The sequence below is a fragment of the Pseudomonas sp. MRSN 12121 genome, assembly GCF_000931465.1.
Taxonomy (GTDB): domain Bacteria; phylum Pseudomonadota; class Gammaproteobacteria; order Pseudomonadales; family Pseudomonadaceae; genus Aquipseudomonas.
Genome location: NZ_CP010892.1, coordinates 2,365,144 through 2,381,730 on the forward strand (window position 1 = coordinate 2,365,144; position 16,587 = coordinate 2,381,730).

The 16,587-nt window shown below is 61.3% G+C and carries 23 protein-coding genes and 1 pseudogene; all 24 read left to right on the plus strand.

Going from position 1 to position 16,587, the window contains the following annotated elements:
* Nucleotides 1–69 precede the first annotated feature (69 nt).
* The 24 genes and pseudogenes from TO66_RS10915 to TO66_RS11030 all read left to right on the plus strand — a co-directional run bounded on the left by TO66_RS10915 (nt 70) and on the right by TO66_RS11030 (nt 16,586).
* Nucleotides 70–366: a DUF1364 domain-containing protein gene (locus TO66_RS10915; protein WP_044462331.1), complete on the plus strand. Its 297-nt coding sequence runs from the start codon at nt 70–72 to the stop codon at nt 364–366.
* Complete coding sequence (locus tag TO66_RS10920) at nt 363–1,652, plus strand: site-specific integrase (RefSeq protein ID WP_044462332.1); 1,290 nt, start codon at nt 363–365, stop codon at nt 1,650–1,652. The genes TO66_RS10915 and TO66_RS10920 overlap by 4 nt, the downstream gene beginning before the upstream one ends.
* Nucleotides 1,649–1,966, plus strand: a complete 318-nt coding sequence (locus tag TO66_RS10925) for a hypothetical protein (RefSeq protein WP_044462333.1) — start codon at nt 1,649–1,651, stop codon at nt 1,964–1,966. Before TO66_RS10920 ends, TO66_RS10925 begins: the two co-directional genes overlap by 4 nt.
* Nucleotides 1,967–1,968: 2 nt before the next feature.
* Entirely contained in the window at nt 1,969–2,175 is a 207-nt protein-coding gene (locus TO66_RS10930; protein WP_044462334.1) for a hypothetical protein, read from the plus strand.
* 3 nt (nt 2,176–2,178) lie between these two features.
* Nucleotides 2,179–2,532 carry an antiterminator Q family protein gene (locus tag TO66_RS10935; protein WP_044462335.1) on the plus strand — a complete coding sequence of 118 codons (354 nt, stop codon included), beginning with the start codon at nt 2,179–2,181 and terminating at the stop codon, nt 2,530–2,532.
* Between the two features lie 141 nt (nt 2,533–2,673).
* Nucleotides 2,674–3,198, plus strand: coding sequence for a hypothetical protein (locus TO66_RS10940; RefSeq protein ID WP_044462336.1), 525 nt, complete (start codon nt 2,674–2,676; stop codon nt 3,196–3,198).
* 44 nt (nt 3,199–3,242) lie between these two features.
* Nucleotides 3,243–3,572, plus strand: a complete 330-nt coding sequence (locus tag TO66_RS10945; RefSeq protein ID WP_044462337.1) for a phage holin, lambda family — start codon at nt 3,243–3,245, stop codon at nt 3,570–3,572.
* 114 nt (nt 3,573–3,686) lie between these two features.
* Nucleotides 3,687–4,022 carry an HNH endonuclease gene (locus TO66_RS10950; protein WP_044461104.1) on the plus strand — a complete coding sequence of 112 codons (336 nt, stop codon included), beginning with the start codon at nt 3,687–3,689 and terminating at the stop codon, nt 4,020–4,022.
* 94 nt (nt 4,023–4,116) lie between these two features.
* Nucleotides 4,117–4,608 carry a terminase small subunit gene (locus tag TO66_RS10955; protein ID WP_044461105.1) on the plus strand — a complete coding sequence of 164 codons (492 nt, stop codon included), beginning with the start codon at nt 4,117–4,119 and terminating at the stop codon, nt 4,606–4,608.
* Nucleotides 4,609–4,611: 3 nt separating this feature from the next.
* Nucleotides 4,612–6,291 (plus strand): terminase large subunit, encoded by a 1,680-nt coding sequence (locus TO66_RS10960; protein ID WP_044461106.1) that lies wholly within the window; start codon nt 4,612–4,614, stop codon nt 6,289–6,291.
* Between the two features lie 2 nt (nt 6,292–6,293).
* The gene (locus tag TO66_RS10965) at nt 6,294–7,508 is read left to right on the plus strand and encodes a phage portal protein (protein WP_044461107.1); all 1,215 of its coding nucleotides are present in this window, start codon (nt 6,294–6,296) and stop codon (nt 7,506–7,508) included.
* Nucleotides 7,495–8,136 (plus strand): HK97 family phage prohead protease, encoded by a 642-nt coding sequence (locus TO66_RS10970; RefSeq protein ID WP_044461108.1) that lies wholly within the window; start codon nt 7,495–7,497, stop codon nt 8,134–8,136. Before TO66_RS10965 ends, TO66_RS10970 begins: the two co-directional genes overlap by 14 nt.
* Nucleotides 8,133–9,336, plus strand: a pseudogene (locus TO66_RS10975) (phage major capsid protein). The gene TO66_RS10970 and the pseudogene TO66_RS10975 overlap by 4 nt, the downstream one beginning before the upstream one ends.
* A 54-nt stretch (nt 9,337–9,390) precedes the next feature.
* On the plus strand, nt 9,391–9,663 hold the full coding sequence (locus TO66_RS10980; protein ID WP_044461110.1) for a hypothetical protein: 273 nt from the start codon (nt 9,391–9,393) through the stop codon (nt 9,661–9,663).
* Nucleotides 9,664–9,963, plus strand: coding sequence for a head-tail connector protein (locus TO66_RS10985; RefSeq protein WP_044461111.1), 300 nt, complete (start codon nt 9,664–9,666; stop codon nt 9,961–9,963). It abuts the gene before it with no gap.
* Complete coding sequence (locus tag TO66_RS10990; protein WP_044461112.1) at nt 9,963–10,304, plus strand: phage head closure protein; 342 nt, start codon at nt 9,963–9,965, stop codon at nt 10,302–10,304. Before TO66_RS10985 ends, TO66_RS10990 begins: the two co-directional genes overlap by 1 nt.
* Entirely contained in the window at nt 10,297–10,743 is a 447-nt protein-coding gene (locus TO66_RS10995; RefSeq protein WP_177330389.1) for an HK97-gp10 family putative phage morphogenesis protein, read from the plus strand. The genes TO66_RS10990 and TO66_RS10995 overlap by 8 nt, the downstream gene beginning before the upstream one ends.
* Nucleotides 10,740–11,105, plus strand: a complete 366-nt coding sequence (locus TO66_RS11000; protein ID WP_044461114.1) for a DUF3168 domain-containing protein — start codon at nt 10,740–10,742, stop codon at nt 11,103–11,105. The genes TO66_RS10995 and TO66_RS11000 overlap by 4 nt, the downstream gene beginning before the upstream one ends.
* A gap of 87 nt (nt 11,106–11,192) precedes the next feature.
* Nucleotides 11,193–11,933: a phage tail tube protein gene (locus TO66_RS32490; protein WP_044461115.1), complete on the plus strand. Its 741-nt coding sequence runs from the start codon at nt 11,193–11,195 to the stop codon at nt 11,931–11,933.
* Nucleotides 11,934–11,942: 9 nt separating this feature from the next.
* Nucleotides 11,943–12,302, plus strand: a complete 360-nt coding sequence (locus TO66_RS11010; RefSeq protein WP_044461116.1) for a phage tail assembly chaperone family protein, TAC — start codon at nt 11,943–11,945, stop codon at nt 12,300–12,302.
* Between the two features lie 29 nt (nt 12,303–12,331).
* Nucleotides 12,332–12,610 carry a hypothetical protein gene (locus TO66_RS11015; protein WP_256242509.1) on the plus strand — a complete coding sequence of 93 codons (279 nt, stop codon included), beginning with the start codon at nt 12,332–12,334 and terminating at the stop codon, nt 12,608–12,610.
* Between the two features lie 3 nt (nt 12,611–12,613).
* Nucleotides 12,614–15,499 (plus strand): phage tail tape measure protein, encoded by a 2,886-nt coding sequence (locus TO66_RS11020; RefSeq protein WP_052506096.1) that lies wholly within the window; start codon nt 12,614–12,616, stop codon nt 15,497–15,499.
* A complete protein-coding gene (locus TO66_RS11025; protein ID WP_044461117.1) occupies nt 15,489–15,827 on the plus strand; it encodes a phage tail protein in 339 nt (112 codons plus the stop codon). The genes TO66_RS11020 and TO66_RS11025 overlap by 11 nt, the downstream gene beginning before the upstream one ends.
* Before the next feature lie 9 nt (nt 15,828–15,836).
* The gene (locus TO66_RS11030) at nt 15,837–16,586 is read left to right on the plus strand and encodes a phage minor tail protein L (protein WP_044461118.1); all 750 of its coding nucleotides are present in this window, start codon (nt 15,837–15,839) and stop codon (nt 16,584–16,586) included.
* Nucleotide 16,587: the final 1 nt, after the last annotated feature.

The following is a 16,587-nucleotide window of genomic DNA, read 5'->3' on the forward strand; positions in this document are numbered from 1 at the left end:
AGAGGCCCATGGCCGCCGCATGTGGCCGACCGCGTATCGCGTCGTCGATCTTCATGGAGAAGACAGCCCATGCGTCAAAGCAAGTTGACCAAAGCCGCCCGCGGCCGGGAATGTCAGGTGCGCATTCCAGGCGTCTGCAACGGCAACCCTGAAACCACTGTGTTGGCCCATTACCGAATGGCCGGCACCTGCGGCATTGGCACCAAGCCGCACGACCTGCAGGGCGCCTGGGCCTGTAGCGCATGCCATGACGCCTGCGATGGCCGTAGCCGCTTTGTCGACCGCGGCACGGTGCGGCAGTACCACGCAGAGGGCGTGATGCGCACCCAGGCCGCACTACTCAATGAAGGAGTGCTCATCGCATGACAAATACCGCTGCTGTGAAAATCAGCGATGCAGAAATTCGTCGGCAGGCCGCCGGCAAAGTTCGCGACCTACGGGCGCTGGGCAGCCGCGGCCTCTACTTTCGATTCCACCGGTCGCGCGACCGCGGATCCTGGTATTTGATCCACAAGGGCAAGTGGAACCTGATCGGCTCATATCCCGAGCTGAGCGCCGCCAATGTGGCTGCGGCCCTGCCGAATATCCGTCTGCGCCTGGAGGCCGGGGAGGGGGCCAGCTTGTCCGGCTGGGTGCTGGTCGGTGATTTGCTGTCGTGGTACGCCGAGCGCATGGCCCGTGACCGCAATCTGTCGAGCAAGCGCAAGAGCACCGCGGCCTCGGCCATGAAGTGCCACCTGATTCCGCGCCTGGGCGAGATGCCGCTGGCTGAGATCAACAAGGCCACCTTGGACAGCCAGCTGATGTGGTCGCTTCAGGAAACGCTGTCCATCGACTACGTGCGCCTGGTGTTCCAGCTGCTGGCCCTGGCCTTCCGGGCCGCGTTCAAGCTGGGACTGATTCCGGCCAATCCCATGGCCGGGGTCAAGTTCAACGACTTCTCCAAGGCCAAGGTCGGGGTCAAACCGTCGCGCCTTCGTGGTGTGCAGCTGGCGGACCTGATAGCGCGCCTGCATGGCGTTCTGCCAGCGGCGCCGCAGGACGCCCTGCTGGCTCTGCTGATGCTCTGCCACGGTACTCGGATCGGGGAGACCCGCCAGGCGCGCTGGTCGCATATCAGCCTGGCCGAGCGCGAGTGGTTCATTCCCGCAGAGCACACCAAGACCGGCGTCGAGCATCACCTGCCGCTAACCGATCAGGTGTGCCGCCTGCTGCTCAAGCACCGCGAGACCCAATTCGCCGCGGGCTATGACGGCCAGTTCCTGTTCCCGGCGCGCAATGGCAAGCCCCTGAGCGAGTCCCAGGCCAGTGCGGTGTTTACCCGGCTGGGGCAGGGCGAGTGGACCAGCCACGACCTGCGCAAGTTGGCCAGGACGGCCTGGGCGGACCTGGGCATTGACCACCTGATCGGTGAGCTGCTGATCAACCACGCCATGGGCCACAACGTGAAGGTGTACATCCAATCCGACGTGATGGCCCGCAAGCGCGAGGCCCTGGAGCAGTGGCACGCCCATCTAGATCAGAAGGGGTTTGCGCTGATTCACGGCTTGACCGGCGTTAGATCCGGAGATTCCGGTAAATCGCTGGAAGCCACGCAGAACAAGGGCCGCAAGGCCATTCAGGAAACAACCATAGGCGAGGATTCAAAATGACCAAAAAGAGCCATGGCCCCGCCTTTGTGCGCCGCCAGATCCCACTCACCGACTGCCCGTCCTGTGCCGGGAAGGGGTTGATCAAGGGCGTGTTTCACCAGCTCGACTGCATCGGCTGCCATGCATCTGGCCTGGTACGCGCCGAGACGCTGGAGCCGCTGCCGGTGGATGAACTGATCGTCCAGCTCGGCATGCTGGTTCGGCAGGGCGGACGCCCTGCGATCCTGCCGCCAGGCTCGCCGACCTCAATGGCAGAGCTGTACCAGCAAACCAATTCGCGCGGGCCTGGTGGCTCGTCGTTCAAGGGGGATTGAGCATGCGAATCGCAGAACTGACCGAACAAGAAGCGAAGGTAGCGCAGATGCTCGGCGATGCCTGGAATGCATACGTGAAACTGCCCGTCGAGCACCCGATGGAGCGCCAAGAGTTTTGCACAGCTATCCATGCATGCCAGGACAAGATCCTCGGGCGGGCAGGGCGCCGTGCTTTTCATTCGGTGGCACCTGCCGCCAAGGAGGATTGAGCCATGGCCTTCACACCAACATTTAAAGAGCGCGCAGCCGAGGATCTGCTTGAGCATTGGGGGCGCTGGGTCGTGCTGGGCTCTGGTGTGTCCTGCTGCGCTTCCCGCGAGAACACGATCCTGTCGCCGATGATCACCGACGACGATGCGCTGATGATCGATGGAATGATGGGTCGCCTGCTGAAGCGCTACCCCGAGTGCGGCCAGGTTCTGATGCGCTACTACACCAGTCGTGATACTTCGCTGATGGAGGTCGGCAGGAAGATGAAGTTCGGCGAGGAGAAGACCCGCCAGCTCTGGAAGGCCGGAGTGGCCTGGATTGATGGTGCGCTCGACATTCGACGTCAGGCCGCTTGACAGGCCCGGGGACTACCTATAGATTTCAGTTACTTTGCGGTTTTTCCGCGTGCAAAGCCCGTCGTCACGATGGGCTTTTTGCTTTCTATCACCCATGAGCCTCGGCATTTGCCGGGGCTTTCTTGTTTCTGGAGCACGGCAATGCAGAGTCACGACTTCGTTGAGGGTGTATCTGGTTGGCGATTGAGCAAGGACAAGCTGGAGCTGTTCGGCGGGCCATGGCCGATCATCATTGGCAACCTCGATGCACCAGAGCGTCGTTCAGGCGCTGATCAGCTCAAGCCGTTCATCGTGGTTGATGGTGCGACGTACATTCGCAAAGAGGAGGTCGACAGCGCGTCGACCTCAGGGCCGAAACTCAGTGACTCCTGGGCAGTGAACATGGAGCTGCTCAATGGCAAACCCGTCGTTGCTGGTATTGGCGCAGGTCTCGACTCCCAGCTCCAGGTAAACGCAGATAGCTATGCCATCCACTTCCGCCCCGAGAGCACCGTACAGCCCGGAAAGGCTGGCGGTGCGTCCTCGATGCTCGACGCCATGGCTAGCTTGATCGCTGAAACATCACTCGGCGAGGACGTGTTGAGCGAGCCCACGGCAATCGCCGACCAGGTCCGCGACGTTCTGCGCGCCGAGCTCAAGCCAGGCGGCATGCTGTGGCGCCGCTGATCGCCACAAACAATTAATGCACTCCCCGAAAGGGAGGAATCGAGATGCCAAACATGCCTGATAAACCAGATACCTGGCTGCTCGTCCTTGCGTGGCTGAGCCAGCACGCGCCGACGATCTATGCCGGCGCGCTGTCGTTTGTAGTGGGTGCGCTACGCATCATCTACGGCGGCGGGACTCGGCGCCAGGCACTGCTCGAGGCCTGTCTCTGCACCTTGATCACCATCGGGCTGATACCGCTGCTCGAGTACTTCGGGTTGCCGCAAAGCTTCGCCACTCCGGCAGGCGTGTTCATTGGCTTTCTTGGTGTGAAGAAGATCGCTGTTCTAGCTGATCGGTTCGCTGACTTTAAGATCCCGAGGCGTGCTGAGTGATGGCTTGCAGTGGATGCTCTGCCCGCCGAGCGCGAGCGGCGAAGTGGCTGATGATTGCAGCAGAGCGAGCGAGGTCGATCGTTCTGCCCGCATCATTAAAAGGAGATCGCCACGATGGCAAGGCTGAAGACGTTGAGAAGTCGAGTCCAAACCCAGGCTGACCGATTGCCGGCCGTCAACACAAACTCATGGCGTGCTACGAAGGAGACTTCTGCGCAGCGCGGCTACGGTTACAAGTGGCAGAAGGCCCGAGAGGTATGGCTACGCGATAATCCGCTATGCGTCTACTGCGAGCGAGCTGGGCGCGTGGCAGCTGGCGTCGTTGTAGACCACAAGGTTGCGCATCGGGGAGACATGGATCTGTTCTGGGATAGATCCAACTGGCAGACCCTCTGCAAGCACTGTCATGACTCGGTCAAACAGGCTGAGGAAGCGGCAGATTGGGGCTGAGGTGGGGGGGGCACTAAAATATAGGGCCTCTTCCGCTTCCAGACCGCGCCCGACCTCACGCACACATTTTTTCCCGTTTCAGGAAAAGTTAACCATGGCTTTAACCGACAAGAAGCGGCGGTTTGTTGACGCTTTGCTGTCGGGAGCCACAAATCGCGAGGCGGCAATCGCCGCCGGATATTCCGAGAGAACCGCATCACAAGCGGGCTCCAAGCTGGCCAAGGATGATGATGTGCTGACCGAAGTCGGGCGGCGCCTCAAGCAGAAGCAGGCTACCAGCTCTGAGGTTAAACCTGCTCGAAAAGTTAAAGGCGAGGATGCCTCTGAGGAAGAGCCGGATGAGGTTGCGCTCACCCATACCGATGACCCCCGGGTCTTCCTAACTGAGCTGATGAATGCAGGTTCGGCAGACCTCCGCATGCGACTGGACGCAGCCAAGACACTGATGCCCTATGTGCACGGAAAGGTCGCCGACCAGGGCAAGAAAGAACAGAAGGCTGACGCCGCCAAGGAGGCGGGGAAGGGCAAGTACTCCCAGGGCAAACCGCCAGCCGGAAAGCCATCACTCAGCATGGTCAAGGGGTAGGTTATGCAATGGACTACTGCCTGCCCGGAATGGTGGCGGCTTCTGGCTGCCGGCGAATCGATTATCCCGGCACCCCTGTTCCCGGATGAAGCAGAGGCCAGCCTCGAGGTATTCAAGGGGCTGAAGATTGTCGATGCCCCTGGTAGCCCGACAATTGAGGCATCTTGCGCACCGTGGGTGCTGGCCTTCGCCGGCGCAGTGTTCGGCAGCTACAACAGCGAAACCGGCGAGCGCCTGATTCGGGAAGTGATGCTCTGCATCCCGAAGAAGAACAGTAAATCGACCATCGCCGCCGGCATCATGCTGACCGCGCTGATTCGCAACTGGCGGCTCTCGGCGGAGTTCATCATCTTGGCCCCGACCAAGGAGATTGCCGACAACTCGTTTATCCCGGCCAAGGACATGGTCAACAACGATGATGAGCTGAAGGCGCTGCTGCATGTTCAACCGCATCTTCGACTGATCACCCATCGCGAGACGGGGGCCACCTTGAAGGTGGTGGCGGCAGACAGCGACGTGGTCGGCGGCAAGAAGGCAGTCGGCGTGTTGATCGATGAGGCCTGGCTGTTCGGCAAGAACCCCAAGGCGGCGGACATGATCCGCGAGGCCACCGGCGGTCTGCTGTCCAGGCCGGAAGGCTTCATCATCTGGCTGACAACTCAGTCGAACGAGCCGCCGGCCGGGGTGTTCAGGTCGAAGTTGAACTATGCCCGCGGCGTGCGAGATGGTCGCATCGACGACAACCGCTTCCTGCCAATCATCTACGAGTTCTCCCAGGAGATGATCAAGAGCGGCGATGCCCGCAAGCCTGAAAACTTCCACCTGGTCAACCCGAATATCAACTACTCGGTAGACCGAGCCACGCTGGAGCGCCTGCACATGCAGGCCGAGATCGACGGCGAGGCGGAGATGCGCGGCTTCCTGGCCAAGCACCTCAACATCGAGATCGGCCTGGCGCTCATGTCTGACAGCTGGGTCGGCGCTGCCTTCTGGGAGCCGCAGGCCAGGGAGGGCATGACGCTGGATGACCTGCTCGAGCAATGCGAGGTCATCGTGGTTGGAGGCGATGGCGGCGGACTTGATGACCTTCTCGGGTTGGCCGCGCTTGGCCGGGTCCGCGAGTCACGGGTCTGGTTGCACTGGGCGCATGCCTGGGCGCATCCGTCGGTGCTGGAGCGCCGCAAGTCAGAAGCTCCTCGCCTGCTGGACCTGCAGGCTACTGGCGACCTAACCATCGTGGACAAGATCGGTGACGACGTGGACCAGTTGGCCGCTATCGTCGCGAGGATCAACGAGGCGGGATTGCTGGACAAGGTCGGCCTTGATCCGGCTGGCATCGGCGCCGTGCTCGATGCATTGGCAGATGTCGGTATCGACGAGGAGCAGATCGTCGGCATCTCGCAAGGCTGGAAGCTCACCGGTGCAATCAAGACCACTGAGCGGCGCCTGGCCGATGGCTCGCTGTTTCATTGCGGTCAGCCGCTGATGGCTTGGGCCTGCGGCAACGCCAAGGGCGTGCCATCGGCCAACGCCTTTCTTATCACCAAGCAGGCCTCGGGCACGGCAAAGATCGACCCGCTGATGGCCACGTTCAATGCCGTGTCACTGATGGCCCTCAATCCAGAGGCCCGCGGAGGCCTGGACGATTACCTCAATAACGGATTCTTCGGACTAGTAGGCTGACCATGGCATTCAAATGGTACAACCCCATGACCTGGGGCTTCTTCGGCTACACCGACCCGACCACGGGCGACTATGTCGAGGTTGATCTTGAGGTCGGTGGCAAGCGCACCAAGGCCGGCGTGCGTGTCACCGTCAAGACGGCGCTGTCCATCAGCATGGTCTGGTCCTGCGTCAAGATCCTCTCCGAGTCCCTGAGCGGTCTGCCGCTCAAGCTGTACGAGGACAAGGAGGGCGGGCGGAAGTTGGTGGCCGGTGCTGACCGGATGCTTAAGCTGCTGCGCAAGCCAAACCCCTACATGACCATGCTGAACTTCCTAAAGTTCGTAGTCGTGAACATGGCGCTGCGCGGCAATGCGTTTGCCCTGATTGAGCGCAACATCCACGGCGAACCGATAGGTCTGGTGCCGCTGGATGGCAGGGCTGTGAAGATCGATACCGATGGCGACCTGCTCTATCTGGTCACCCCAAGCGAGGGCGACCCTTTCCCGGTTTCCCCGGAGAACATGTTGCATTTCAAGCTGTTCAGTCTGGACGGAGTCGTCGGGCTGTCCCCGATTGAGCACCAGGCCGAAACCATGGGCCTGGCCAAGGCCGGCCAACAGTGGTCGGCGCGCTTCATGCGCAAGGGAGGATTCACTGGCGGCTACGTCATCTATGAGCAGTTCCTGACCAAGGCCCAACAAGCCCAGGTCATGGAGAAGTTCCCGGATGTGCGCAAGGCCGATGCCGACGACATCGGCAAGATGGCGATTCTGCAGGGAAACCCCAAGATCGTTCCGGCCGGCATCAGCCAGAAAGATGCCCAGTTCATCGAATCCCAGCAGTTCCAGGAGGAGGCTCTCGCGGGCATCTACGGCGTCCCGCTGTGGCTGGCCAACCGCGCCGGCAAGACCTCAATCATGGGCTCCAACCTGGAGCAGCAACTGACCGGCTTTATCACGTTTGGCCTGAAGCCCTACATCGACACAGTCGAGGACGAGCTCAACGACAAGCTGTTCGGCTCCGGCGCCCGCTTTGTGGAGTTCGCGGTAGAGGGGTTGTTGCGCGCTGATAGCGCCGGCCGCGCCACGTATTACCAAGCGGCTCTTGGCGGCTCTAGTGGCTCCGGCTGGATGTTCATCAATGAAGTCCGCCAGAAAGAAAACCTGCCTCCCCTGGAAGGCGACGAATACAACCGGGTCACCCGGTGGGAGATGGAAAAAAATGGCGAGTCTTGAAGTTCCGTTCGAGCTTAAGGCCGTGGACGAAGCCGGCAATTTCGAGGGCTACGCCGCGGTTTTCAATAACGTTGACCTGGGCGACGACGTGATCCTGCCTGGCGCCTTCACCCGGGTGAAGGCTACACGCAATGGGAAGCTCAAGCTGGCGATCTATCACGACCTCTCCCGCCTGATCGGGAAGGCAGATTACACCCAGGACGATCACGGCCTGCATCTCAAGGGAAAGGTCAACCTCAATGTCAGCTACGCCCGAGATGCCTATGAGCTGATGAAGGATGACGTGCTCGACAGCATGTCGATCGGCTTCAACACCATCAATGAAGCTTTCGAGGAGCGTGCCGGTCGGCGCGTGCGCCTCATCAAGGAGGCCGAGCTGTGGGAGGCCTCCATCGTACCGTTCGGCATGAACCCCGAGGCCCAGGTCCTCAGCGTCAAGTCGGACATCAGGCTTTTCGAGAATGCCCTGCGCGAGCGCATGGGCCTCTCGCAGAAGGAGGCGGCGGCAGTCGCTTCGCTCGGCTACTCCGCGCTCCGCCGTGATGGCGGCAGCGAGGCCACGGTGATCGTGGAAGAGCTGAAAGAAATTTCCACCCTGTTCACCCACCATTTTGGAGTATCGCCATGAGCGAAGTTAAAGAACTGAAAGACTCTCTGGAGCTGCAACTGAAAAGCGGCTTCGACGGCCTGCAGAAGAAATACGACGCGGCCATCGCCGAAGTCGAGAAGGGCAACCAGGTCACCACTGACCTGAAGTCCCAAATCGAGAACCAGAAGGGCGAGCTGCAGCGAGTCATCGACCAGGTCCAGGATCTGGAGCAGAAGGGCGTTAAGCTCCGCACCCAGCCGGGCGAGGGCAAGAGCTTTATCGATCTCATCAAGGGTGATGAGAGTTACAAGGCGTTGAAGAAGGGCGGCGGTTGTCGCTGAGCTCGATGTGACCAAGTTCCGACATGGCCAGCATGAAGGACATGAACGGTCACCAGCGCCGGCATCGTCGCGGCCAAACTACGATCCGGTGATCCAGCCGGGCATTCGTCAGGAACTGCGCATCCGCGACCTGCTGACCGCGATCCCGGTCACCGGCCAGCAGTACACCTACTTCCGCGAGAAACTGCACACTCGCGGCGCCGCTCCGGTTGCCGAAGGCGGTCTCAAGCCAACCAGCAACGTCACGTTCGAAACTGTTACCGATCGGGTGAAAAAGCTTGCGGTCTGGATGCCGGTGACCGACGAGGCACTGGATGACGTTCCTCAGATGTTCGCCTACCTGCAGCAGCTGCTGCGCTACGACCTCAAGCTGGAGGAAGAGGCGCAGATTCTCAAGGGCGACGGCACCGGCGAGAACCTGAATGGCCTGATGACCCAGGCAACCGCCTACAACACTGCGCTGAGCAAAGCCGGTGACACCGCCATCGACATGGTGCGCCGCGCCGTCTACCAGGTGCGCAAGCAATCGCAGATGTCGGCCGATGGGGTGGTGATGACCGAACTCGACTGGATGAACATCGAGCTGCAGAAAGACGGCGAGAACCGCTACCTGTTCGCCAACCTGCAGGGACTGGTAACCCCGATCCTGTGGGGCCGTCCGGTGATCACCTCCGACAGCATGGACGAGGGCGATGCCGATACTGGCGGCGAGCTGCTGGTGGCGAACTTTGCGCGGTCCACCACGCTTTTCGACCGCATGTCGTTCGTGTTCAAGATGGGCCTGATCAACGACCAGTTCATCAAGAACGAACGCGCCTTGCTGGTCGAGGAGCGTCTGGGCCTGGGCGTACGCCGCAAGGAAGCGCTGGTCAAGGGCACCTTCCCGGTCGCTCCATAATTCAAACCCACTGAGGGCCGGCACAGCACCGGCCTTTTCGTTTCTGGAGGCAGCATGAAAATCAAGACTCTGTGGGGGTTCGTCGGCAATGGCGCGCTGTTGGGCGCCGACTCGAACAAGATCAAGGCCAATGTGGTATTCGACGAGGCCGAGGATGAGTATGCCCACGCCCTGATCGGCAAGGGCCTGGCCGTCGAGGTCGACGCCAATGGCAAGTCACGGGCAGCCAAGTCCAAGGAAAACAAGGCTGCTGCGGAAAAGGAATCCGCCGATAAGGCTGCCGCCGAGAAAGCGGATGCTGACAAAGCTGCTGGCGAGGACAAGTAAATGCTCGATCTGGCCCGCGTGAAGATCCACCTGAAGGTGGATGACGATGAGGAGGACCAGCTCATCGGGGGCTACCTCGAGTCGGCCAAGTCTCACGTGGCCATGCACTGCGACCGGGTGCTGGTCGAAGTCGACCCGATGGAGCCCGAACAGATGGGGCTTACCCCTGATGTCGAGCAGGCCATCTTGCTGCTGGTCGGGCACTGGTACGCCAACCGCGAAGCTGTGGTGATCGGCGCCGCGCCGTCGGCCGTTCCGCTCGCAGTCGAAAGGCTGCTCTGGTACAGGAAGCGTTTCTAATGCAAGCCGGCAAACTCAAGCATCGGGTTCAAATCCAGCACAAGGTTACGAGCCAGGACCCGCAAACTGGTGAACAATTGACTGATCAATGGGTCGAGTTCGCCAAGGTCTGGGCCTCGATCGAGGATTTAAGCGCGCGTGACTTTATCGCCGCTCAAGCTGGTCAGTCCGAGGCGAAAAGCAGGGTAGTCATTCGCTACCGCAAAGGTATCACTGCTGCAATGCGTGTTGTGCTGGATGACGGGGCTGTTTGCGGAATTGTCGGACCTCCACTGGCTGACGCGAGCTCCCGCAAGGAATATCTGACGCTTCTGGTCACCTCGGGGGTGAATGATGGCTGATTGGGTCACGTACAACCTCAAGGGAGCCGACGAGCTGTCAGCTCGCTTCAAGGGCCTGAGCGAGGAAATGCGCCGCAAGGTGGTGACGCCTGCGGCCCGGGATGCCATGGAGATCGTGCTGCTGGACGCGAAGGATCGCGCCGCACGAGTCGATGACCCGGAGACCGCGAACTTCATCCCGGCCAACCTGGCCATGATCGAGCGTAAGGCGCTCGGCCAAGAACTCGGCGCGGTGGTGATCTCCGTCGGCGTGCGGATGCGCAAGCGCGGCCAGAAGGGCGGCAACACGTTCTATTGGTGGTGGGTTGAGCTGGGCACTGAGAAGAACCGGGCAAAACCGTTTCTTCGGCCGGCCCTGGCCAACAACCGAGAGGCGCTGTTCAAAGAGTTCCTGAGTTCCGCCAAGTACCAACTGATCAAGCTGGGGGTGAATGGATGACCGCACCGATTTTCACCGTGTGCGCAGCCAGTCCGGCAGTCACCACGCTGCTCGGCACTGGCCCAACGCGCCTTTACCCGCATGGCGAGGCACCAGAAGGCACGGCCAAGCCCTACGTGGTCTGGCAGGTCGTCAGCGGCTCGCCGATCAACTATCTCAATTGCGTGCCCGACACGGACCGTTACGGCCTGCAGGTCGACGTGTACGCCGATACGGCCTCGTCCGCCGAGGCCGTTTGGATGGCGCTGCGCAAAGCGATCGCGCAACAGGCCTATATCACCGGTTTCGGCATCGACGCCCGGGACAAGGACACACACAACTATCGCAAAGGTTTCGACGTTGCCTGGCTGGTGAGTCTGTAGCCGGAAACCAGAAAAGAACGACCCGCTTCGGCGGGTTTTTTTATGCCCGCTCAAAAGTGATTTCGCAGGAAATCGGGGAGTACCAAATTGACCATCAAGACCCAAGGCACGGATCTCTATGCCATCGACCCTGCCAACAACTCGTTGTTGGTGGTTGGCTGCTTCACTTCCCTGGATGGGATCGATACCAGCATCGCGCAGATCGAAACGACCTGCATGAACTCCAGCGCCAGGGAATATGAGGCCGGCCTCGCAGAGCCTGGATCGGCCTCTTTCGGCCTAAACATCGACCCGCAATCGCCGGCACACGTCCGCCTTCACCAGCTGAAGACCGCCGGCACCAAGCTGCTGTGGGCGATCGGCTGGTCTGACGGCCGCGTGGTGAACAGCAGCGGCGAACTGGTTGGCATTCCGCCGACCATCAGTCAGCCAGGCACTGTGACGGCGCTGGCGGTCACCAATCCGGGCAGCGGCTATACCACGGCTCCTACCGTCGCGCTGACCGGTGGTGGCGGTACCGGCGCAACCGCAACCGCGACCGTCTCCGGCGGCGAAGTGACTGGGCTCACCATCACCAACCCTGGCAGCGGTTACACCTCGGCTCCGACAGTGGCATTCACTGGCGGAGCCGGAACCGGCGCCGCGGCAACGGCCGTAATCGACGCTGGTGTCGACTTCAACCTGCCAACCACTCGCACCTGGATCACCTTCGAGGGCTACATGAACAGCTTCCCGTTCAGCTTCGCGTTGAACGACGTTGTGAAGTCCACCGTCGGCATCCAGGTATCCGGCGATCCGGTATTCGTCCCGAAAGTCATCACCCCATAAGGAAGCCCCATGGATCTCAGCATTAAAGCACTGACCGCGGCCGGCGCATTCGTCGCGCCGCCGGTGAAGAAGGACATCACCTGGCACGCTGGCGGCAAGGTTCAAAAGGCCACGATCTACGTGCGACAGGAGTCGTTCGTCGAGCTCACCGACCGCTGGAAAAACGAAGATCAGGGCGCCGACATGCTGGCTGCCCGGATCGCGACCAACGTTCTGAAAAAGGACGGGACGCCGGTATTCACCATCGAGGACGTACTCGGTTCCGAAGCATCTGGTCATGGCCCGCTGTGCGCCGAACTGACCATCGTGCTGCTCAACGCCATTTCCGAAGCGAACGGCGCAAACCGGGCTGAACCGCCAAAAAAATAGGACCCGCCGAAGAGTTCTGGCACGAACTGGTGCTCAACGGCATCGGCGGGCGCACGGTCGCCGAAGCGCAAGCCAACCTCAGCTACAACGAGGCGCTTTCGTGGATGGCGTACGTCGAGCAAAACGAAACGCTGAACCTGGGCCTGAAGATCGAGCGGGGTTTTGCCCTGCTCGCCACCATTCTCAACAACCTGCACGGCGGCAAAGCCACGTTCGACGACTTCCTGCCGAAACGCGGTGAGGTGGCGGAAGAGGTGGAAGCTTCTGCGCAGGATCTGTTCAGGCTGCTGCAGTCGGTCAAGAGGTGATTTATGGCTGTTGATTCACTTGGCCAGCTGACGGTCGACCTGGTGGCCAACACCGGCGGCTTCGAAAAGGGCATGGACCGGGCGCAGCGGGCGCTGAAGTCGGCGACCAAGGAAGCGGCCTATCAGGCTGGCCAGCTCGACAAGCTGGTCGGCCAGATTGACCCGGTGATCGGGGCCTACGGCCGCCTCGACAAAATGGAAGAACAGCTGCGCAAGCACCGTGCGGCTGGCCGGCTGGATAATGCCGATTTCACCCTGTACCTAAACAAGCTAAAGGAACAGCGCGACGCGGTCGAGAAGGTCGACCGGGTCATGGCCAAGAACGGCCAGACCGCCAAGCAGTACGCGGCGAATCTGCGCGGTGTGCCGGCTCAGTTCACCGATATCGCCGTTTCGTTGCAGGCCGGTCAGAACCCGTTGACGGTGTTTCTCCAGCAGGGCGGCCAACTCAAGGATATGTTCGGCGGCGTGGTGCCGGCGGCCAAAGCCCTGGGCGGTTACGTGCTGGGGCTGGTGAACCCGTTCACGGTCGCGGCGGCAGCGGCGGCGGTGCTGGCCCTGGCTTACAAGCAGGGTTCCGACGAAGCCACCGCGTTCAATACCTCGCTGGCGATGACGGGCAACACGGCCGGCACCACCGCGAACGGTTTGGCGTCGATGGCGCGGCAGGTTTCGGGTGTGAGTGGCACCGTCGGCAAGGCGTCCGAGGTGCTGGCGCAGTTGGCGGCGACTACCCGGATCCCGGTAGCGGCTTTCGAGTCCATCGCTGAGGCCGCCATCAAGTACGAATCGGCGACCGGGATTGCGGCCAGCAAAACTGTCGAAAACTTCGAGAAAATCGCCAAGGACCCGGTCGCGGAGATTCTGAAGCTCAACGAGTCGATGAACTTCCTGACCGCGACCACGTACGAAAACATCAAGTCGTTACAGGAGCAGGGTAGAACTCAGGAAGCGGCCGCGTTGGCGACCGCCACCTATGAGGACGGCCTGAATCGGACGTCCACCTCCATCAAACAGAACCTCGGCTACCTCGAGGCGAGCTGGGGTGCGGTCAAGAGCGCCGCCAAGGGGGCGTGGGATGCGGCGTTGAACGTTGGCCGCGAGGAAACCCTCGACCAGCAGATCGCCAAACTCGACGAGCAACTGAACGCCATTGCCCAGAACGCTGCACTGCGCAACAAGCGTAATGCTCGGGGCAAGCCGGCGGACCCGTTCAGCAACCTGACGCCCGACGACAGCTTCCGCACGGAAGCGCTCGAGCGTGAGAAAACCGAAAAGCTGTTGCTCAAGGCCGAACAAGATCGTCGGGCGGCCGCCAAAGGATACGCCCAGCAGCAACAGCAGGCGGCACTGGATGACCAGCTCAAGCTGGACAAGCTACGCAAGGAAACCGAGAGCAATTCGGTAAAGCGCGAGCGTGAACTGGCTGATTATCGGTTGCTGGTGGAGCGTCGGGTTACCCAGGCCAAAGCCAGAGGTGACAGCTCGCTGCTGATCTCTGCGGATCAGCAGGCGAAAGACATCGCCGCGATCAATGAGAAATACAAGGATCCCAAAACCGCCAAAACGCCGCAGTACCGCGAGGATGCTGGCATCAAGGCACTCGATCAGGCGAAACAGCAGTACGCTGTGCTGCAGCAGCAAAGCGCCCTGATCGGCGATCAGACCGCCGCGAGCCAGGCCCTTGGTACGAACGCGAAGAAGCTGGTCGAGTGGGAGCAGCAGCTCGCCGACATCAAAGGCAAGAAAACCCTGACGGCCGATCAGCAGTCCCTGCTGGCCAACCAGGAACTGATCACTGCCCAGCTCAAGCGCAACGCCGCGCTGGAAACAGAAAACACGTTGCGCGAGAAAGGGCTGGAAACCCGCCGCAAGCTCGCCGCCTTCGACGAGAACCTGAAAAGCCAGCTGTCCAGTGCTCAGCAGGGGCTGGACAACAACCTGGCCGGCATTGGCCTGGGCGACCAGCAACGCAAGCGCTTGCAGGAACAGCGCGCTATTCAGCAGTCCTACCAGTCGCAGATGGACAAGCTGACCTCGGACTACAACAAGAGCAACAAGGACCAGTTCAGCACCGAACTGTACGACAAGGAAACCGCTGCGCTGAGGTCGGCCCTCGACAAGCGCCTGGCCATGCAGACCAAGTACTACGAGGACGAAGACGCCGCTCGCAGCGATTGGCAGGCCGGCGCATCGTCTGCGTTCCAGAACTACGTCGACCAAGCCAAGGATGTAGCCGGCCAGGCGAAATCGGCGTTCACGTCGCTGTATGACGGGCTGACCGATGCCGCCGTGGATTGGGCATTCGGTGCGGATAAGAGCTTTGGTGATGTTGCCAAGAGCTTTGCCCGCATGATCGCCAAGATGGCCTTGCAGTCGGCGGCTTCGAACGTGTTCTCAAGCATCGCCGGCAGCGCGCTGGGCAGCTACTTCGGCGGGACGACGGCAGCGTCTGCGGGCAGCACCGCCGCCGGTTACTCCGCTGACGTTTTGTCGAAGTGGCCGGGGCTATCCGATGGCGGCTACACCGGCGATGGCGGCAAGTTTGAGCCGAAAGGCGTTGTGCACGGTGGCGAGGTGGTCATTCGCAAGGAAGTGGTCCAGCAACCGGGCATGCGCGGCTATCTGGAGCGCCTGAACAAGCGCGGCTATGCCGACGGCGGGTATGTTGGGCTGACCGGTGGCTCTTCGCCGCCAGCTTCGACGCCGGGCGGCGTTTCCATCCATCAAACCATCATGGTGCCCGAGTCGGGTGGCGGCGGATCTGGCCAAGACATGCAGGCGCTCGGCCAAGAGTATGCCGCCGTATCCAAGCGCGGCGCCGAACAGGCCATTGCCCAGGAGATTCGCCCGGGCGGTTCAATTTGGAGGCTCGTAAATGGCCGTTGAGAAATTCGACTGGTGCCCGAAGATTGAGGCGGTCAGCGCTCCAGAGTATCGCGTCAGGTCCTCCAAGTTTGGCGATGGGTATGAGCAGGTCGTTGGGGAGGGGGTCAACAACCGCGTTGACTCTTGGCCCCTGACGTTTGTCGTCAAGGAGGCAGTGGCGTTGCAGATTCAGGCCTTTCTGAACAGGCATGGCGGCTTCAAGTCCTTCCTCTGGACGCCGCCGCTTGGCCAGGTCGGCTTTTATCGAGGAACGGCACCGACCGTCAGCCCGAACGGGGCAGGGATGTACACCCTAACCACCACATTCACCCAATCCTTTCATCCATAAGGGGCAACCATGCCACTGATCAGTGACATCCAGGTCCTGGAGCCGGGAAGCGAGGTGCTGCTATTCGAACTGGATGGTTCCGAGTACGGCGCGGATGTGCTGCGCTTCCACGGGCATGCGATCCCGCACTCGCCGGAGGAGATCATCGCCGCCGGCGCCGATGCTGACCAACTGCCGGCGAAGGCGATCTACTGGCAGGGCAATGAGTACAGCGCCTGGCCCATGCAGATCGACGGTATTGAAGCCAACGGCGACGGTACAGCGGTACGCCCTACGCTGTCGGTCGGTAACGTGAGCGGGCGGATTACTGCGCTCTGCTTGGCGTTCGACGATCTGCTCGAGTTCAAGCTGACCATGCGTCACACGCTGGGGAGCTACCTGGATGCGCAGAACTTCCCGGGCGGCAACCCGACGGCAGACCCAACCCAGGAGACGATCGAGGTCTGGTACATCGACCAGAAGACCAACGAGGACGGGGAAACGGTCAGTTGGGATCTGGCCAGCCCGGGAGACGTTGGCGGCGAGACGATCGGCCGCCAGGCCACAACTTTATGCCACTGGTGCCTCACCGGCGGCTACCGCGGCCCCAACTGCGGCTACACCGGCCCATACCGTGACAAGGACGGGAACCTCACGGATAACCCTGAACTTGATGCCTGTGACGCGACGCCGGGCCGCGGGTGCATCCCTCGCTTCGGCGAAGGAAACCCGCTGCCGTTTGGTGGTTTCCCGGCCGTTTCCCTGATCGCACGGAGCTGAG

What these genes read in the sequence shown, in the direction of transcription:
- TO66_RS10945 (WP_044462337.1), top strand. Translation starts at nt 3,243, where the DNA reads ATGCCAAACATGCCTGATAAACCAGATACCTGGCTGCTCGTCCTTGCG.
- TO66_RS10925 (WP_044462333.1), top strand. Translation starts at nt 1,649, where the DNA reads ATGACCAAAAAGAGCCATGGCCCCGCCTTTGTGCGCCGCCAGATCCCA.
- TO66_RS10960 (WP_044461106.1), top strand. Translation starts at nt 4,612, where the DNA reads ATGCAATGGACTACTGCCTGCCCGGAATGGTGGCGGCTTCTGGCTGCC.
- TO66_RS11025 (WP_044461117.1), top strand. Translation starts at nt 15,489, where the DNA reads ATGGCCGTTGAGAAATTCGACTGGTGCCCGAAGATTGAGGCGGTCAGC.
- TO66_RS10970 (WP_044461108.1), top strand. Translation starts at nt 7,495, where the DNA reads ATGGCGAGTCTTGAAGTTCCGTTCGAGCTTAAGGCCGTGGACGAAGCC.
- TO66_RS10980 (WP_044461110.1), top strand. Translation starts at nt 9,391, where the DNA reads ATGAAAATCAAGACTCTGTGGGGGTTCGTCGGCAATGGCGCGCTGTTG.
- TO66_RS10935 (WP_044462335.1), top strand. Translation starts at nt 2,179, where the DNA reads ATGGCCTTCACACCAACATTTAAAGAGCGCGCAGCCGAGGATCTGCTT.
- TO66_RS11000 (WP_044461114.1), top strand. Translation starts at nt 10,740, where the DNA reads ATGACCGCACCGATTTTCACCGTGTGCGCAGCCAGTCCGGCAGTCACC.
- TO66_RS10955 (WP_044461105.1), top strand. Translation starts at nt 4,117, where the DNA reads ATGGCTTTAACCGACAAGAAGCGGCGGTTTGTTGACGCTTTGCTGTCG.
- TO66_RS10950 (WP_044461104.1), top strand. Translation starts at nt 3,687, where the DNA reads ATGGCAAGGCTGAAGACGTTGAGAAGTCGAGTCCAAACCCAGGCTGAC.
- TO66_RS10985 (WP_044461111.1), top strand. Translation starts at nt 9,664, where the DNA reads ATGCTCGATCTGGCCCGCGTGAAGATCCACCTGAAGGTGGATGACGAT.
- TO66_RS10995 (WP_177330389.1), top strand. Translation starts at nt 10,297, where the DNA reads ATGGCTGATTGGGTCACGTACAACCTCAAGGGAGCCGACGAGCTGTCA.
- TO66_RS11020 (WP_052506096.1), top strand. Translation starts at nt 12,614, where the DNA reads ATGGCTGTTGATTCACTTGGCCAGCTGACGGTCGACCTGGTGGCCAAC.
- TO66_RS10965 (WP_044461107.1), top strand. Translation starts at nt 6,294, where the DNA reads ATGGCATTCAAATGGTACAACCCCATGACCTGGGGCTTCTTCGGCTAC.
- TO66_RS11030 (WP_044461118.1), top strand. Translation starts at nt 15,837, where the DNA reads ATGCCACTGATCAGTGACATCCAGGTCCTGGAGCCGGGAAGCGAGGTG.
- TO66_RS10940 (WP_044462336.1), top strand. Translation starts at nt 2,674, where the DNA reads ATGCAGAGTCACGACTTCGTTGAGGGTGTATCTGGTTGGCGATTGAGC.
- TO66_RS10920 (WP_044462332.1), top strand. Translation starts at nt 363, where the DNA reads ATGACAAATACCGCTGCTGTGAAAATCAGCGATGCAGAAATTCGTCGG.
- TO66_RS10990 (WP_044461112.1), top strand. Translation starts at nt 9,963, where the DNA reads ATGCAAGCCGGCAAACTCAAGCATCGGGTTCAAATCCAGCACAAGGTT.
- TO66_RS10915 (WP_044462331.1), top strand. Translation starts at nt 70, where the DNA reads ATGCGTCAAAGCAAGTTGACCAAAGCCGCCCGCGGCCGGGAATGTCAG.
- TO66_RS11010 (WP_044461116.1), top strand. Translation starts at nt 11,943, where the DNA reads ATGGATCTCAGCATTAAAGCACTGACCGCGGCCGGCGCATTCGTCGCG.
- TO66_RS10930 (WP_044462334.1), top strand. Translation starts at nt 1,969, where the DNA reads ATGCGAATCGCAGAACTGACCGAACAAGAAGCGAAGGTAGCGCAGATG.